At 37.5% G+C, this 17,229-nt stretch carries 15 protein-coding genes; 4 read left to right on the forward strand and 11 right to left on the reverse strand.

The genetic code is table 11. The features are described from left to right. Positions 1 to 62 precede the first annotated feature (62 nt). From QKW49_RS09265 to QKW49_RS09310, 10 genes are all read right to left on the reverse strand, one after another. Positions 63 to 1,070, reverse strand: a complete 1,008-nt coding sequence (locus tag QKW49_RS09265; protein WP_282867264.1) for a lipoate--protein ligase — start codon at positions 1,068 to 1,070, stop codon at positions 63 to 65. 22 nt (positions 1,071 to 1,092) lie between these two features. Then, a complete protein-coding gene (locus QKW49_RS09270) occupies positions 1,093 to 2,277 on the reverse strand; it encodes an iron-containing alcohol dehydrogenase (RefSeq protein ID WP_282867265.1) in 1,185 nt (394 codons plus the stop codon). Positions 2,278 to 2,344: 67 nt separating this feature from the next. After that, positions 2,345 to 3,286, reverse strand: a complete 942-nt coding sequence (locus QKW49_RS09275) for a M15 family metallopeptidase (protein ID WP_282867266.1) — start codon at positions 3,284 to 3,286, stop codon at positions 2,345 to 2,347. 228 nt (positions 3,287 to 3,514) lie between these two features. Then, entirely contained in the window at positions 3,515 to 5,002 is a 1,488-nt protein-coding gene (locus QKW49_RS09280; RefSeq protein WP_282867267.1) for a DUF4173 domain-containing protein, read from the reverse strand. Between the two features lies 1 nt (position 5,003). Further along, positions 5,004 to 5,231, reverse strand: coding sequence for a helix-turn-helix transcriptional regulator (locus tag QKW49_RS09285; RefSeq protein WP_282867268.1), 228 nt, complete (start codon positions 5,229 to 5,231; stop codon positions 5,004 to 5,006). A gap of 12 nt (positions 5,232 to 5,243) precedes the next feature. Then, complete coding sequence (locus QKW49_RS09290; protein WP_282867269.1) at positions 5,244 to 5,720, reverse strand: DUF2975 domain-containing protein; 477 nt, start codon at positions 5,718 to 5,720, stop codon at positions 5,244 to 5,246. A gap of 155 nt (positions 5,721 to 5,875) precedes the next feature. After that, positions 5,876 to 9,001 carry an efflux RND transporter permease subunit gene (locus QKW49_RS09295; protein ID WP_282867270.1) on the reverse strand — a complete coding sequence of 1,042 codons (3,126 nt, stop codon included), beginning with the start codon at positions 8,999 to 9,001 and terminating at the stop codon, positions 5,876 to 5,878. Between the two features lie 18 nt (positions 9,002 to 9,019). Next, positions 9,020 to 10,270, reverse strand: a complete 1,251-nt coding sequence (locus QKW49_RS09300) for an efflux RND transporter periplasmic adaptor subunit (RefSeq protein WP_282867271.1) — start codon at positions 10,268 to 10,270, stop codon at positions 9,020 to 9,022. Between the two features lie 36 nt (positions 10,271 to 10,306). Further along, positions 10,307 to 10,750, reverse strand: a complete 444-nt coding sequence (locus QKW49_RS09305) for a MarR family transcriptional regulator (RefSeq protein WP_282867272.1) — start codon at positions 10,748 to 10,750, stop codon at positions 10,307 to 10,309. Positions 10,751 to 10,864: 114 nt separating this feature from the next. Then, entirely contained in the window at positions 10,865 to 11,932 is a 1,068-nt protein-coding gene (locus tag QKW49_RS09310) for an AI-2E family transporter (protein WP_282867273.1), read from the reverse strand. 207 nt (positions 11,933 to 12,139) lie between these two features. On the opposite strand from QKW49_RS09310, the gene QKW49_RS09315 reads away from it, so the two are divergent. Then, the gene (locus QKW49_RS09315; RefSeq protein WP_282867274.1) at positions 12,140 to 12,529 is read left to right on the forward strand and encodes a YtxH domain-containing protein; all 390 of its coding nucleotides are present in this window, start codon (positions 12,140 to 12,142) and stop codon (positions 12,527 to 12,529) included. 61 nt (positions 12,530 to 12,590) lie between these two features. Continuing rightward, positions 12,591 to 12,995: a hypothetical protein gene (locus tag QKW49_RS09320; protein WP_282867275.1), complete on the forward strand. Its 405-nt coding sequence runs from the start codon at positions 12,591 to 12,593 to the stop codon at positions 12,993 to 12,995. A gap of 278 nt (positions 12,996 to 13,273) precedes the next feature. Here the strand turns inward: QKW49_RS09320 and QKW49_RS09325 are convergent, their stop codons facing one another. Next, positions 13,274 to 14,800 carry a helix-turn-helix transcriptional regulator gene (locus QKW49_RS09325; protein ID WP_282867276.1) on the reverse strand — a complete coding sequence of 509 codons (1,527 nt, stop codon included), beginning with the start codon at positions 14,798 to 14,800 and terminating at the stop codon, positions 13,274 to 13,276. A 298-nt stretch (positions 14,801 to 15,098) separates the two neighbouring features. Here QKW49_RS09325 and QKW49_RS09330 point away from each other — a divergent pair, with 298 nt between their 5' ends. Further along, positions 15,099 to 15,749, forward strand: a complete 651-nt coding sequence (locus QKW49_RS09330) for a response regulator transcription factor (protein ID WP_282867277.1) — start codon at positions 15,099 to 15,101, stop codon at positions 15,747 to 15,749. Between the two features lie 4 nt (positions 15,750 to 15,753). Next, positions 15,754 to 17,223 (forward strand): HAMP domain-containing sensor histidine kinase, encoded by a 1,470-nt coding sequence (locus QKW49_RS09335; protein ID WP_282867278.1) that lies wholly within the window; start codon positions 15,754 to 15,756, stop codon positions 17,221 to 17,223. The last annotated feature ends 6 nt before the right edge of the window (positions 17,224 to 17,229 follow it).

Consider the following 17,229-nt stretch of genomic DNA (forward strand, 5'->3'; position numbering starts at 1 on the left):
TCGTATAAGCGCTCATAAACGCTTACGGGTTCTTAGTTTAAGTATGATATATATCCAATCTATTAAAATCCCTTTTCTTCCAGCCATCCGGCGATATCTTCTATCATTTCTCTTCTTGTCTCTTGTACCTCAAGTGCTCTTAGTTTATGAGCCAAAGCCGTTGATTGGAAGCTGCACCCCTCTAAAATTTCAGGAAGCATCTCTATAAATGTTTCATCTAACGCATCGGAATAAACTGCTGCTTTTTCAATGATACCGTTTTTAAGCTGCATACCTATTTCAATGCCACCCCATGCAAAGCGCTGGGTCATCTCTATGTCAAACTTAGGTGTTTGTCCATACCGCCATTCCCATGATGAATATTTTTCATATAGTTCTTTAATAGCTTGGTTTTCTATTAATTCGGCGCCATCGCTATACTCTGATGAACCCCCGTAAATTTCTGCAAACGCCTCCATTAATAGCGTTGCCATTTGATCAATGGTAAGCTGTCCGTTATACTCTACAAGGTTTGTAACTCTTGATTGAACCGATTCTATCCCCTTCGACACGATCTTTTCTCTAGACACCTGAAGATACTTGGAAAGCTTGTCCATATCTGCTTTTACAAGAATGGTACCGTGATGATACGCATTGGATTTTCTAAAACAGAAAGCATTCCCTGAAAATTTCTTTCCATCAACAGTCAAATCATTTCTTCCGGTCATCTCAGCGTGAATTCCCGCCTTATTTACTGCTTTTAGAATCACTGTCACCTGCTTTTCAAGATCATAATCCTCCCGGTTCATTAAAAACGTGAAATTAAGATTGCCTAGATCGTGAAAAACCGCACCTCCGCCGGAAAGGCGACGCGCGAGCTTTCCTCCTTCTTTTTCAAGAAGGTCCGTCCGGCATTCTCTCCAAGCATTCTGGTTTTTTCCAATAACCACGGTATTTTGGTTCTGCCATAAATACAATATGCATTGCCCTTTTTCTACATTATTCAGCAGATACTCTTCTACTGCAAGATTCCGCCACGGGTCAACACCGGTTGTTCTTACTATTCTAGTAGATGTTACCATACCCCACATTCCTCCTCTATATGTACATATTTTACAGCCTATTCATCAACAATTGCCTGATTTGATATTTGTTCAGTTTAACAGGATTATTTTTATTGCTTCCCTTCTCAACTATTTTATCAATATCTTTTTCGGATACGCCATATTGGCTTAAAGTCGGAATATTTAATTGTACAATCCATTCTTCAAGCTTCTGTACCAGCATATTGCAGCATTCATCTATATCGTTTTCATCATGTCCCATGAACAAAGCGCCTACTCTTGCATATTTTTTAAGGAAGATATTCTCTTGTCCCTCGGTCTGACGCAACAGGTCTATATTTATTTTGACCATCTCTGCCAACAATGTTCCGCACGTTGCACCATGAGGTATATTGAAAAATCCGCCAATAGGTCCTGCCAATCCGTGTACGATACCCAATCCGGCGTTTGCAAGTACGATGCCCGACATCAAAGACGCATAGGCCATCCCGCTTCTTACATCTACCTCTTTCGCTCCGGTCGTACATGCGGGAATGAGATTTTTAACGATATACTTTAATCCATCAAATGCCAATGCGTCTGTCATCGGCGAAGCAGAAGAAGACACATATGCTTCAATAAGCTGTGAAAAAGCGTCCAGCCCACTGGCGGCGGTTATGCTTGCAGGGCATGAAAGAACAAGTATCGGGTCTACTAACGCTACATTGGGTATAAAATGATCATGACGGAGAGAGTTTTTAAATCCCTCTGCACCTACCCGGCTAAGCACCGCATTCTTAGTCGCTTCACTCCCGGTGCCCGCTGTGGTGGGTACTGCTATAAAAGGCACTTTTTCTCCTGTATGCTCTTTTCCGGTTCCCACTCCTTCAATATAATTCATCACTGAATCAGACAGCGGCAGCATGGCTGAAATGGCCTTTCCGGCATCCACTACACTGCCACCTCCAATTGCGGCTATAACATCTATACGTTCGTCTCTATAGATATTGACTATTTCATCTATCAACTCCGGTGAGGGTTCTCCGCTTACTGCAGCGCTAAATACTTGTATTGATTGTTCTTCTAATTTTTTAACAAACCGGTCGTATTTGCCCGACGCACGAAAAGAAGCACCTCCTGTAACTATAAGCACTCTTTTCCCATATTTAAGAATATATTGGTCTATCTTTTCAAATGTACCGGCACCAAATACAATATCGGGTACTCCGGAAAATTCAAAAGATTTGATTCCCATCGGCTTCTCTCCTTTGGCATAATAATTCATATTTTTTATTAACATTATTATATTGTATTTAGAGCATTTATTCAAATGCTTTATCAATTGCTTGTATATAATTTTTCACTTCATTGTTTTCAACGGGCACCCCTTCGTACCATTGCTTTCCCATATCCGGTTTAGTTCCGAAATACTTAGCTTTGATAATAAATTCCGGCCGGTATTCAAAATGCAGGATATCGAAATGCCCCCACTTGCCGCCCCATATAAAACCGTTATTCTCAAAAATCTGTACAAGCTCCCGAGAGTAAGAAGCCAATCTTTTTTCCCCCTGCTCCCTTGAAGCCCACTTCCAATAATCCCTTTTATCCCTCGCAAGGTCAATGGCAATGCCAAAGGAATGAGGACTCAGTTGATTTGTTCCCGCAATCACACGATAGTTAAAGGTTCCGCTCATCGGGTAAACAAAACCCGATATCTTAGTATTGTTCTGCATTAGTGCTTTCAATTCCTGCATCACTTTTTTGAGAGAAGCAGCCGCATGATTATTCTTATTAAATTGAGAGCTTCCGGCTGCCAATCCGACATTGACAAGATTCTTTTGAATTTCTTCCTTTGTACCTCCATATACTTCTTTGAGTAACGGATATACTCGGGCACGTCCCGGGTCAAAATCAACAGGCATAATCCCTGTACTGTCACTCAAAGGATATCTCTGTTCCAGCATATCCTGCAAATCAGGATTAGACAGCTTTTGAGCATGGTTTTTTACTTTTTTGTCATCATACAATATTCTTCTGCCCGATTTCATGACTACATAGATATTTCCGTCGTCATTTTTCTCTACTCCTACTACATATTCCGGATAAGCCATCATAAGGCATAAAACATCTTGTTTCATGGTCACATCATCATTCGGTAGTTGTGTTGCAGAAGAAGCTATATATTCGGTCCAGCCTCTATCAAAATATAATGCCCCAGCAAGTAAACACAGGAATATAAAATAACTGATTTTTTTTCTTACCATAAACATTCCCTCCATATACGTCATGTCGCTTCTATTTCTGTATATGCATTGCTTTTGAATGATATGACTAAATTAGCATCTGCGGCACTTTAGACCTGTAACTAAATCCCTGTTACAAAAAACACGCCTACATGTAAAATAATAATATTTATCAAAATTCAGATAAATACGCTATGGCCAGCACCCTCATGACAGTGCTGTCTGCTTTTTTATAAACCGATATATTTTTTATTTGGTATGTTCTATAGTAGACAGCAACTTTTTCACTCGATACTCCACTCCATTAAATTCCTGCCATTGGCGCGGCTTATCCAATGATTCTCTTACTGTATTAAGATAATCGCTTACTCTCTGTACAATCTCTCCATCCGATGCATCCAATAATCGGCTGACTTGAGGTACTGCATCCATAGACAGACGGGTTAGATACTCTATATCGACTTTTTGTTCTGTAAAATATCGGTCAACATTCCTTTTTGCAATCAAAACATCTACATTTATATAATTTAATGCTATATAAAATATCAAAGATGTAAGAATATAAATTCTAAGCAAACTGAAACGTGATGCAAAAATATAAATTAGCGTTGCCAGCAAAAGTACGGTTTCCAATAATAAAAAGAAATACACAAATATTCTCAAACGGGTGTATCCGTAATTTTGCTCATACAAACCCATCCGATAAAAGGATGAATAAATCATCACATACGTGACTGCTCCCATTATTGTCAGAAGGCTTTTTATTATCCTAGCACTCCTTATACTTTCTTTTTCTGTAAAGAACATACTTAAAAGAATAATACTGAAATTAATCATAGTGACCAACAGCAGTTCAAAGAAACCTCTGCGGGCATATTCCGCATAAGTAAAACCTCCCGGCAGTGTATTTGCTCCACCTCCGAAAAGATATGCAAACTGAATAACCGAAAATACAAGGTATACAACATTGATTGATGTAAGTACGGTCATGATAATCACAGGGTCAATTATTTTTTTATCTTTTGTCACTTGTATAACTTGTTGTGTATTCTCTCCATTATTTTCCCTTTCAAGAAGATTATAGGCATAGCAGTAAGAGTAATTTGCAATGACTAACGTAAGTATAGTGATTCCTATTATTCGTCCTATAGTCATACTATCAAATATCCATTCCATCCACTGGGGAAAAAATGATAAAGACTTATTAAATACCATATCCGCTGAAGCCAATAGTGTAAGAATAATCAATAATAACGGCATCGAAATAAGCAATCCTAGCAGTACTTTTTTTATATTAGGGTTAATCTTAACCTTCCTTTTACCAATGACATGCTTATACACCCATTCAAAAGGCTTTAAACAGAACTGAACAGGTAAAAGACAAGCTATAAAAAGTTTTTCGATAAATCTAATATTGGTCCAGGTATAGTTATATTTTCCAGTTAAAAATAGCGACATACTTACGCATAGAAATACAAGTACAAAACTGTTGAAAAAATCAAGGACGGTATTTGTGCTTAAAAAATATCGTAAAGACAACAAGAATATGGGGATACTGAACAGCCAAGCCATATCCTTTTTCAAACCTACTGTTTGCTTAATAAAATATATCATAAACATCAAAAGCCCAATAACCCAAATGATAACGGAAATACCCGGTTGAAGCTCATAAAATAAGAAGCTGTATAAAGCACCTAAAATTAAACTATATAGTATTAATTCTCCCTGTTTTAACATGTTACTTTCCCTCCTCTGCTTTATTATCATCTACAAATTCCAAAATATCTCCCGGCTGACAGTCCAATACTTTGCATATTGCCTCCAATGTAGAAAATCGTATAGCCTTAGCCTTACTTGTTTTTAGAATAGACAGATTCGCTTGTGTAATCCCTATTTTCTCCGCAAGCTCGGAAGAACTGATTTTTCGTTTTGCCATCATGACATCTAAGTTAACAATGATCGACATAGCCTACCTCCTCTATATGGTGAAATCATTTTCTTCCTTCACCGTTACCGCCTGACGAAAGACTTCGGCCAGAATAACCGAAAAAAACCCCGCAATGATAAACACCATTACAAGAATAATGGTAAGTACCGAAGTAAAGAAAATAATTTTAAAAACATAAAAGAAAGCGATAAAGAAGGATGCAACCGCGATACGGTTAAGACTATGTACGTTATCCATTTCAAACGGATTCTTTCTGTTTAATGTTTTAAATATCTTTCTGATTTCATTTACGATCATTAGTGCCAAAACGCCTGTTACATATAGCAATGCCAGCAAAAAATAATAGATGTTGTCACTTACCCCTCCATACATATAATTGAGATACCATTTTAAACTAAACGGCAAACTGATAAAAATGCCGATTCCTCCTACAAAAATCAAATCCAACAGATACTTTACCATTCCCGATAAACCTTTTTCGCCTAATATGATCATATACTTTCTCATGCCTCCTTTTTAGATTTCATTATAAGTATAATATGGTTTTTACTATTTTTCAATATATTTTTATTGTTTTACGATAAATTTTTATCGTTAAATAAACCATACTGAATATTCAGTACGGTTTATTTAACGGTTTATTTAACAATTTCTTTAACGATTCAAACTACTGCTGCCTGGGATGCTTTTTTATTTTTTCTGCGGTTTTTGATCTTCATACCGATATCATCAAATAGCGTATAAATAACAGGTATGATTACCAATGTTAATATGGTGGAAGTAATCAGTCCTCCGATTACTACCGTTGCCATTGGTGCTTGCATCTCCGCCCCTTCTCCTATTCCCAAGGCCATAGGCAGCAATCCCAGAATGGTTGTCAGCGTTGTCATTAATATAGGACGCAATCGGGTAGGTCCTGCCTTCAGGATTGCTTCCCGTCTTTCCATGCCGGTCGCCCTCAGCGTATTTACATAATCTACAAGAACAATGGCATTGTTTACTACGATCCCTGCTAACATAATAACACCGATAAATCCATTTACGCTTAAGCTTCTACCTGTAATCAGCAGCCCTAGTAATGAACCCGTATAAGCAAGAGGTATGGAAAACATAATGGTAAACGGGTGCAGTAATGACTCAAACTGTGCTGCCATCACCATATATACCAGTAGAACCGCCAACAGCAGTGCTTGAATCAAACTGACAAAGGACTCCATCATTTCCTTCTGTTCTCCCCCGGAAGTAATCGCATATTCCGACGGTACCGAAAGACCGGATAACTTGCCGTCGATATCCCTGCTTACACTTCCTAAGTCTCTTCCGAATATATCTGCGGTGACACTGACATATCTCTGCTGATTTTCACGCCCAATGGCTACCGGTCCCTCTTCCAAAACGACATCGGCAATATCTGTTAAAGACACTTCCACTCCGGAAGCTGTTACGATTTTAATATTTTTTAACTGCTGAAAATCTTTTCTTTTTTCTTTGGGCACCTGAACTCTTATATCAATTTCATCTCCACCCACTTTATACGTGGTTGCTACCTGTCCTGTGATGGTAGTTCTAATGGCCGATGCCACCTGGGATGTTCCCAAACCGTAATAAGAAGCCTTATCCCTATTTACATAGATCTGCGCTTCCGGACGGCCTTCAGCGATACTGGATTCTACCTGCCGTGTTCCTTCTACGGAGCTTACCAGCTCTACAACCTGTGTCGATATTTCCTCAAGCTTCTGCATATCCGGACCGCTAATTTTAATGGAGATCGGAGAAGAACTTCCCATCCCTCCGCCCATTGAAGAGCTTGCCTCACTGACGGTTATGTCCGCTCCCGGAATGGCCTTTACCTTTTGTCTGATTTCATCCACAATCTGCGCCGTACTCCTCTGCCTCTGGTTCAAGGATACCAGTGTTCCCGTAATACTTGCAGTATTTGATGACTCATCGCCCAAGCTGATTCCTCTGCCTGACGTAGCCACATTCACAAAAGCTTTTTCCAGCTCAGGAATATCCATCAGAATTTTTTCTACCTGCTGGGTGATCTTATTGGTTTCTTCCAACAGAACTCCCTGCGCAAGCTCAATATTCACCGAAAATTGTCCTTGGTCGGTTTTAGGCATATATTCCATCCCTATAAGCGGGAAGGCGCATAAACTAAGAATAAATATGGCCGCAACCGTAACCGCTGTCGTTTTTCGATGTCCCAATACCCACTGCAGTACTTTCCGGTAGAAATGATCCAGCCCGTTTAACATATCATCCCATTTATCAAAAACTTTATTAAGGGTTTTCGCTCTAGATGCTTCATGAGGCTTCACCATTTTCAAAAACTTGGAGCTAAGCATCGGTATGAGCGTTAAAGATACCAATAGTGAGGCCCCTAATGAGAAGGCTACCGTAAGAGCCAGCTCTTTAAAGATTTGTCCTGCCATGCCTTGAACAAAGACAATGGGCAGAAATACCGCAACGGTGGTCAGCGTAGAAGCCATTACTGCGCCCCCAACTTCCTGCGTTCCCAGTTTAGCCGCTTCAATCCTGCTGTATCCTTCATTTCTATGCCTGTATATATTTTCCAATACAACAACAGAGTTGTCTACCAGCATCCCGACCCCAAGGGCAAGCCCTCCCAGTGAAATCATATTGATGGTGATGCCGGAAAAATAAACCGCGATAAAAGTAGTAATAACGGAAATCGGTATGGATGTTGCGATAATAAAAGTAGTTCGTATATTTTTCAGAAAGATAAATAGTACGATTACCGCAAAGATACCCCCTAATATCGCACTCTGCGCCACATTGCCAATCGCCTTTTCTATATATTCACCTTGATCGAAAATCAGATCCATGTGTATGTCGGAATGTTCATCTTGTATCTTAATCATTTCTTCTTTTACAAGATTTACAACATTTAGCGTATTTGCATCGGTTTGCTTTTGTACCGATATGCTGATGCTGTCCTTCCCATTCATTCTGGTATATGAAGTAACCTCTTGATAGTCATCCTTCACTTCGGCGACATCGCGGATATAAATGATATTTCCTGTTGACAGGGTCATAGGAATATTCTTTATTTGCTCGACAGATTTGAATTGTCCTGTCGTTCTAATCAGCAAATTCTTATCTCCGTACTCTACACTTCCTCCCGGAAGATTTAAGTTTTCGGTCTGAAGCGCACTGCTAATATGATTGAAGGTAATGCCGTATCCTGCCATTTTCTGCGGGTCCAGTTCTACCCGAATCTCACGGGTTTTGCCGCCGGTCACGGAAATGGATGCGACTCCGTCAAGACTTTCCAATCTTGGCTTAATCCTATCTTCAATAAAGGTTTTAAGTTCCACTTCATTAGATTTTCCTTCAACTCCCATGCTTACAACCGGCATCATACTGGGGTCTGCTTTGATTACCATCGGATTACTGACATCGTCCGGTAACATTCCTTTAAACATATCTATTTTTTCCCGCATCTGCAAAGCGGCAAAATCCATATCTGTCCCGGAATTAAACTCCACCATTACCATGGAATTTCCTTCTGAGGATTGAGATTGTATGGTTTTTACGTTATTTACCGTAGCAACCGCATTTTCAATGGGTTTGGTAACAATACTTTCGATTTCCTGAGGTCCTACCCCTGAATACGTAGTAGAAACAATGGCCATTGGAAATTCGATATCCGGTATGAGTGCTACCGATATATGGGTTAACGATACGACCCCCAGTACCAGAACAATCATCACACACATCAGGATTGCTACAGGCCTGTTTATAGATATTTCATGGATTTTCATATTTACACCTCGTTTCTGCTACTTTACTATTGTAATCTTTGATCCATCTTGTAATAGGTTTTGGCCTTTCACAATCACCAGTTCATTTTCTTTTACTCCATCGATAATTTGAATAAATTTGCCATCAGATGCACCAGTCTTTATTTGGCGTTTTTTAGCCGTATCCCCTTCAGCAACATAAATATATTTGATTCCCTGCTCATCGATCAGCGCAGTTAAAGGTGCCGCAACGGTATTTTCTATTCTTTCTACAACAAAATCAACCTCAGCAAACATGCCGCTTTTAAGTAACTGATCCTTATTTTCCAACGCTATTTTAACCGGATAGCTCTGTGTCTTAACATCAGCGGCCGGACTGATACTGGATACCGTACCATCTACCGTATTCATACCCGCACCATCCACTCTTATTTGAACTTTATCCTCCAGCTTGATTTTATTAATAACATTCTCCGGAACATTAATATCAACAGATACTGTGCTAAGGTCCATTACCGTCATTGATGCTGCCGCTGAACTCGCAAATTCTCCGACTTCGATATTCCTTGAAGAGACAACACCTGCAATGGGAGATCTGACAATCGTATTATCAACCTGCACCTTTGCCATCTCATATGCAACCTGAGCCTGCTTGACCCCCGCTTCCGCCGCCATCACATTTTCAGGGTTGATTTTATGAACGGTCAAATCCAGAGATGTTTTTGCCGCATTATATTGCTGCTCCGCAACCCTATAGGATGTCTGCGCCTGTTCGAAAGTTTGCCGGGATACACCGCCGCTTTCCAAAAGCGCTTTCATCCGGTCATAGTTCTCCTTTGCATCGTTATATTGTATTTCCGCATTTGCAAGGGCAGTTTGTAATTGTGAGATCTGCTGTTCCGCAGATCCGCCCTTTGTCTTCTGAAGTGTTGCCTGCGCGCTGGCCAAAGAGGCTTGTGCTTGAGCCATTTGCAGTCTTGCATCGGTATCTTCCAGCGTAAAGAGTATATCTCCTGCTTTCACTTGCTGTCCTACATCGAAATGGATGGTGCTGACTTTTCCCGCTGACTTCGGACTAATGCTTACTTCTTGTGTCGGTTTAATCTTTCCATTGAATGTAATGCGTGAATGAATGTCTGTTTTGCCGACAGCCACAGCTTCAACGGTAATGTCAGATTGGACATCGATTTCCGAATCCACTGCCGCTTTCTTCGCGCCACATCCTGAAAATATGGAAACTATCAATAATGCAGTTAAACATAAAATACTTATTTTACTCTTATTAATCATATGAACCCCCGTAATTTTTACTTAAAATATCCTTGCTTAAACGTGATGATTTAACGCCAGCAAATTATCAGCAACTTTTTTTTGAACATTAAAGAAAAAACTCATCTCTTCATCGGTGATATTATAAAAGCACTTTTCAAACAACTTCATTCTATTTCCCTGTACGATATCCAGGATTCGCTCTCCTTCTTCCGTTAGAGAAATTTTTACAATCCGCCTGTCCTCTTCGCTTCGTTCTCTGTTTACCAGTTTCAAATTAACCAGCTTATTTACAAGGCTGGTTACGCCGCTTAATGTAATACCCAGAAAGTTGGAGATATCTGTTACAATACTCGGCCCATACACCTTGATGAATCCAAGCAAATAGATATGCGGTATACTAATAGCAGGATTAATACCTTCTGTCAGGTATATCCTCATATTCTTATGAATTGCAAAAGACAATTTTCCGAAATCTTCAAACCAATTCTTTCTACCCACGATATTTTACCCCCTTAATCATTAAGTCACTTAAGTATTATACCGCTTATTATATAGCTATTAAATAATGAAGTCAAGAAAGCTTTTTCATTATAACAGCTATATTTCAGCGCTTTATCTCATATTATCCACAAAGTACATCTCATAGATGTTTTTAATGGTAGTCTTTAACGCTGCATAAACCGGCAGTGCTATCAGTAATCCGATAAATCCAAATAGCGAGGCACCTGCCAGTAATAAAAGAATAATGGTTACCGGATGAATGTGCAGACTCTTGCCCATAATTTGCGGAGAAATCAAACTGGCATCGATTTGCTGTACAATGATCATTACCGCTAATATCTTAACCATCATAAACGGGCTGTCGGTAATCCCTATAAGCAGCGCCGGTAGAATTCCTATCCATGGGCCGAAAAATGGAATAATGGCGGTGATCATTGCAAACAAAGCAAACAGGAAAGAATATTTCAGTCCTATCATAAGATAACCGATCAACATTAATATACCAATGGCCAAAGCAACAATCATCTGACCTAAAATATACGAAGAAAGCGCTGTGTCGATTCCTTTTATGATGATTACGCTATTATCTTTATGCCTCTTCGGAACGATCTTGATCACATTTTCAATAAAATGATGATCATCTTTAAGAAGATAAAATAAGATAAAAGGCGCTATCAGGAGTGCCGTTCCTATATTTGTAAGGGTAGATAACACTCCGAAAATGATAGTACCCAAGCTTTGAGTTACTTTTTCAAAAGCACCGATTATTTTTTGCTCCAAATTCAGAGTGGAAATAAAGCCAAACCGCTCATCACTTATAAAATATGTAATTCTTTCCTGCGCTGCTTGATAGATTCTCGGAAAATCATTCTTAAACTGTTCAAACTGCTTTGCAAATATAGAGCCTGAATAGCTTGCCATCAACGCAAAAAACAGTATAATCACAATGCAGGAAATGATAATGGAAGCCGTTTTAGGAGCACGATATTTCTGTAATAATCGGACTAAAGGACGAAGTATATAGTAAAGGAGTCCGGCAATAAATATGGGTATGGAAATCGTATAAAAAACTTCCTTAAAAGGCTGCAAAAAGAAATCTATTCTTCCAAACACATAGATAATTAATAAGGTTAATAATATACCTGTTGCATACTTAAAAAACTTATGATGAAACCACATATTACTTCCTCCTACCATAGGCAATTTTTTCTATCATAGTTATTCTAACCAACATTCAACGTAAAAGCAAACATCTTGTATTAAAAATATAAAAATAATCGATTTCTACCTATAATTTCATTAAATCGTTTAATTTCTGCCAAATGTGGTATATATATGGTGAAATTTACTACAATATAATAAAATCATTTAAGGGAGGTAGACAGAGTGTTTATTAAAGATTGGATGGAACATATCCAAAAAGAAAAAGAGCGTGAACGCAAAAGAGAAGCAGCTAAAAATATCGCAACCGGGGTTACTATAGGAACGATTGTCGGATCTGCCATAGGGGTTTTGTTCGCTCCCAAATCAGGCAAAGAAACAAGAAAAGATATTTCCGACAAAATCGGTGAAACCACTGATTCTGTGAAAGAAGGATTAAAAGATTCTGCCGGAGAATTGAAAAATAGGCTTGAAAGTGCTGAAAAAAATATTGTAGAGGCCATCTCTACGTTAAAGGAATCTTTTATGGAATTGAAAGAGAAAAAGAAAGCGTTAAATGAAACGTCGGAAGAACTGAATCCGGAAGAAGATACAATTCAATCCGAACAATCCTAAGTATGTATGCCTGCATTTCATGTACAAAAGAAAACTAACTTATAAATAAAGGGGTGATGATGTGCTCCAGATGACAATTACATTGGCAGACCTAGGACTTTTTCTTCTTTTCATCCTCGCCGTAATATTCAGTGTATATTTGATTCTAGTATTGATCCATTTGTCAGAGGTATTAAAACGTGTTAGAAAAATTGTTGAAACCAATGAAGAATCTATAACCAAAATGCTCAAACCCATGCCGGAAGTAACAAAAAATGTAGCTTCCATAACATCCAATACAAGTCATATCACCGGCTCGGTAAAAGATACTTTAGAAAAAGTTGACTCTTCCGCCACCGCCATCAGCGAAGGTATTACTGAAACCGTGTCTGTTTTTCGAGAAAGCGCCCAGGATGTTACTATTTACATAAAAATTATTACTGAAGTTGTGAAAGCTATCTCAAGTATTGCAAGAAAATCAAAGTAAGATACTTGGCTTTATGTCTATAAATATAAAATTGATCTCTTATAGATAACCAAATCTGAAGTTAGAAATATACTATAATCAAATTTCCAAAGACTAATAAGTTTAATAATTTATAAGGGTAGATTCCATATATACAAGGAAGATGATTGCTCATCTTCCTTGTATATATACTTGGTTACCTAAATTTCGTACAAATGACTTGTACATAATTTGTAAATAAGTTTCCCATAATATTCAATTCTATTAATAATTGATTATGAAGTAATAAATCTTTTCAATTACTCTTCTATTTCTAATTTATCTCCTCCTGTGAAAACATATTTTTTATGTCCATGTAAATAGACCCACTGGCTCGTACATCGATCTAAGAAATCTAAATGATATTGATCTTTTTCCTGCCATCTAACACCTTTTAATTCATTCGCAATCTCATCATATGAAGCACTAATTAGCTCTTTTGTTTTCATTGTGTTAAAATCAATAAAAATACTCTTATAACAATCTTCTTCCACTTCCGAAACAATAGCACTTTCATTACCCCATTCAATTGAAGATGCACCCATATCTAGTTCTGTTTTGTTTATTTCATGAAATCCTTCATCGTACAAAGTAACGACTGTTTTAAGTGTCTTAGGTTCATTAAACCGACCTACTTCATCCACAAATCCATTAACTGTAGCATATCCCTTTTGCCCATTTTTCAACATCATACATCGTATTTCGCTTCGATAACATAAGGATAAATCAGTTTCTTTAATCAAACTTATTTTTCCACTCAATAAATCTAATCGATAAATACCAGATAAACCCTCTATATAATAAACATTGTTACTCAAACAACCATTTGTTTTCATTCCACCATCTCCAATTAAATTGACTAACTTAGTCCCCTGACCAAGATTACTATAGGATTTTTCCCCTTTATACAATCCCAAATCAAGTCCCCCAACAATTCCTTTGAATTGTTGAGATAGATAGATCGCTTTATTGTCATAAGAAAAAGCATCTAATAGCAGCGAATATTTGCTATTCTTAATGTCTATTTTTTCAACATCTTCTGTAGAAAAAGTATATTTATAAAGATAAGGTACAAAGGCCTGTGGATCAGCTCCTATTTTGCCGTCATATATTCGTTCCACTGAATCTTCATTATCTAATCCCTCAAATAAAACATATAAACAGTCCTCCTCATAAATCATTTTCGGAGAACGGTCCAATTTCATTCCAGTCTCTTCTAAAACGAACAACTGGGATACCGTTTTATTACTATCAATCCCCATAACGTGATAGTTGTATCTTCCTTCTTCCTCTTTCAGGATTTCTTCATACACATAGCATCCGATCACATCTGTATTTTGACTTTTATTTACGTTAAAGTTACAAGTATGATAAATTGTTTCAAACCTATCTGTTAATGCACCAATACAAAAATTGAATATATTTTTCTGGAAAACTAATAAAAATAAAAAGACTACGATAACTGTTAATTGAATAATAAAGTATTTTTGTCTAGTAGCTTTTTCTTTCTTAAAAGAATCCTTCATTGTATCTGCAAGTAATTCTTCTACTTCTTTCTTTTCAACACTTTTTTCTTCTTTTTTTTCACCACATAAAAGTTCCAATATGCTCACATCCAATACTTGTGACAGTTTTTCTAAGACTGAAATATCCGGAAAGCTCAATCCTCGTTCCCATTTAGAAACTGCTTTATTTGTTAAGTGCAACTGATCTGCAAGTTGTTTTTGTGTAAGCTGTTTTTCCTTTCTAATCTCACATACAAATTTACCGAATTTTTCATTATCCAATCTATTACCCCTTTTCTCCCATAAAGTAGTATAGCTACACTATATAAATAAGCCAAAATTTTGTCAATCGACTGTAAGTAGACTATCATTTAAAAGCCTTGATCTTCTTCCATATAAAAAATATGCCCCCTTGGTGTAGTATCCTGACTTTTGCAGCAAAATAAAATAAAAAATCCCTCAATCTCTTTTAAATAATAAAGTGGTCCCCATGTCACAGAAAAATTTTCATTGCAAAACCTGCTCGAATAAAATAGAATTCTAGGTGTAGTATAAAAAGTGTTAAAATGAGGTGAAGTTTGTGAGTGTAATTTTAATTATAGAAGATGAAGAGCCTATTCGAGAGCTAATAAAGTTAAATTTGGATATGGCAGGCTATGAAATATTAGAAGCCTGTGACGGGGAGGAGGGACTCCATTATATAAACAACGAAAAAATAGATCTGGTACTTTTAGATATAATGCTTCCAAAGCTGGATGGCTATGAATTATTACCTATACTTCTAAAGAAGAATATTCCCACAATCATGCTAACAGCTAAAGATAGATTGAAGGACAAGGTTAGAGGTTTAGACATGGGTGCAGATGACTACGTGACGAAACCTTTTGAAGCTGTGGAGCTTCTAGTTCGAATCAAATCTGTTTTAAGGAGAACAGGAAAAGAAAAAACAAGAATTGTAGTTGACGATATTGAAATTTGCTTAGACCAACGGAAGGTTTTGAAAAATGGCAAGGAAGTAGACCTGACTTATAAGGAGTTTGGTTTATTGCGTTTGTTGGCGGAAAACAAGGGTAATGCCATGTCTCGTGATAAATTGTTAGAGCTGGTATGGGGCTATGAATTTGAAGGAAACACCAGAACTGTTGACATACATGTCCAGCGGCTGAGAAATAAGCTGGAAATAGATAAGATTAAGACTATATATAAGGTTGGTTACCGAATGGAGGATTAAGAAAATGAAGTTCGGTTGGAAAATTTTTTTTCTTTGCATGGGAATTTATGTGATTTCTCTGACTATAACGGGGATGGTAGTTACTGAAAATACATATAAGAGTTTATTAAAAAAGGACATAGAGCGAAGCTTAGAAGAAGAGAGTAATCTTCACTCTACTTTAGCTTTGTATTTACTAAACAATCAGCGTATTGCTCAAGAAAAGATTGAACTAAAAAATTACAGTAAAAGTATGGTTGACATGGTCAAGACAGATAGAAACTACCTGGAGATATTTGATGAAAAGCTTAATCTTTTAGCCACAAATGCTCCACGTGCCTGGTTTTTCTCCCGTGATGAGCTGGATGTAGCCTTGAAGGGGCAAAAAAACTTTGTGCTAAAACGAGATAAAGATCAACTTTATTTATTTGTCACAAATGTCTTAGAAATTAATGAGGAGAAAATTGTCCTATCTCTTATTAAGGACATCACCCATGTGAATAACCACCGAAAAGAACAGTACTTACTTTTTATAAGGACTGGACTAATAGGGCTGGCTTTTGTGGCTATAATCACATGGGGGTTGAGTACATTTCTCCTAAAGCCCTTTAGAGAACTAAGTTTAACAACTCAAAACATTGCATCAGGGAACTATCACGTCAGAGCCAAAGTGAATAGAAAGGATGAAGTAGGTCTATTAGCCGAGCAATTTAACACCATGGCTGACAAGATTGAGCAAAAAATAAATCAACTGGAGGAAGAAGGTCAACGTCAGCAGCGGTTTATTGACAATCTGACTCATGAGCTTCGCACTCCTCTCACATCAATTATAGGTTATGCAGAATACCTGTTAAAGGCAAAATATAATCCGGAAATATTTCAAAAAAGCCTAAATTATATTTACTCTGAGGGAAATCGTATGTTGAAGGTTGCTAAAACACTGATGAATATGATTTTGGTACGAGAAAAACCATTACAGCTTAAAGAAGTACAGGTTATGCCTTTGTTAATAGAGGTTAGAAATATTATGGAAGTAAAGGGAGAGAAGGCAGGCATAGTCTTGGAAGTAGTAGGAGAAGATACTCGGATTCTACTGGATAGAGACTTATTAAAGGTTGCCATTACCAATCTAGTGGATAATGCCATAAACGCAAGCAATGCAGGGCAAAAGATTACTATCGGAGTCGAAAAAATCCAAGAAAAGGTATGCATTTTTGTAGCAGATGAAGGAAAGGGCATGGAAGAGTGTGAAACAAAGAAGATAACAGAGCCCTTTTACCGTATCGATAAATCTCGCTCTAGAAAAGAAGGAGGCATTGGTTTAGGATTGGCTATTTGTTATCAAATTGCAGACGAGCATGGTGCCGAACTTGAAATAGAAAGTAAGATTGGTATAGGTACAAAAATAAAAATAAAGTTTACAAAAATGTTACAAGTTAGAAGTAATTTGGATAAAATCCCCTGCTATAATAACATCTGTAAGGAAAAAATATAGGAAGGG

Source organism: Petroclostridium sp. X23 (genome assembly GCF_030013905.1).
Classification (GTDB): Bacteria; Bacillota; Clostridia; order SK-Y3; family SK-Y3; genus X23.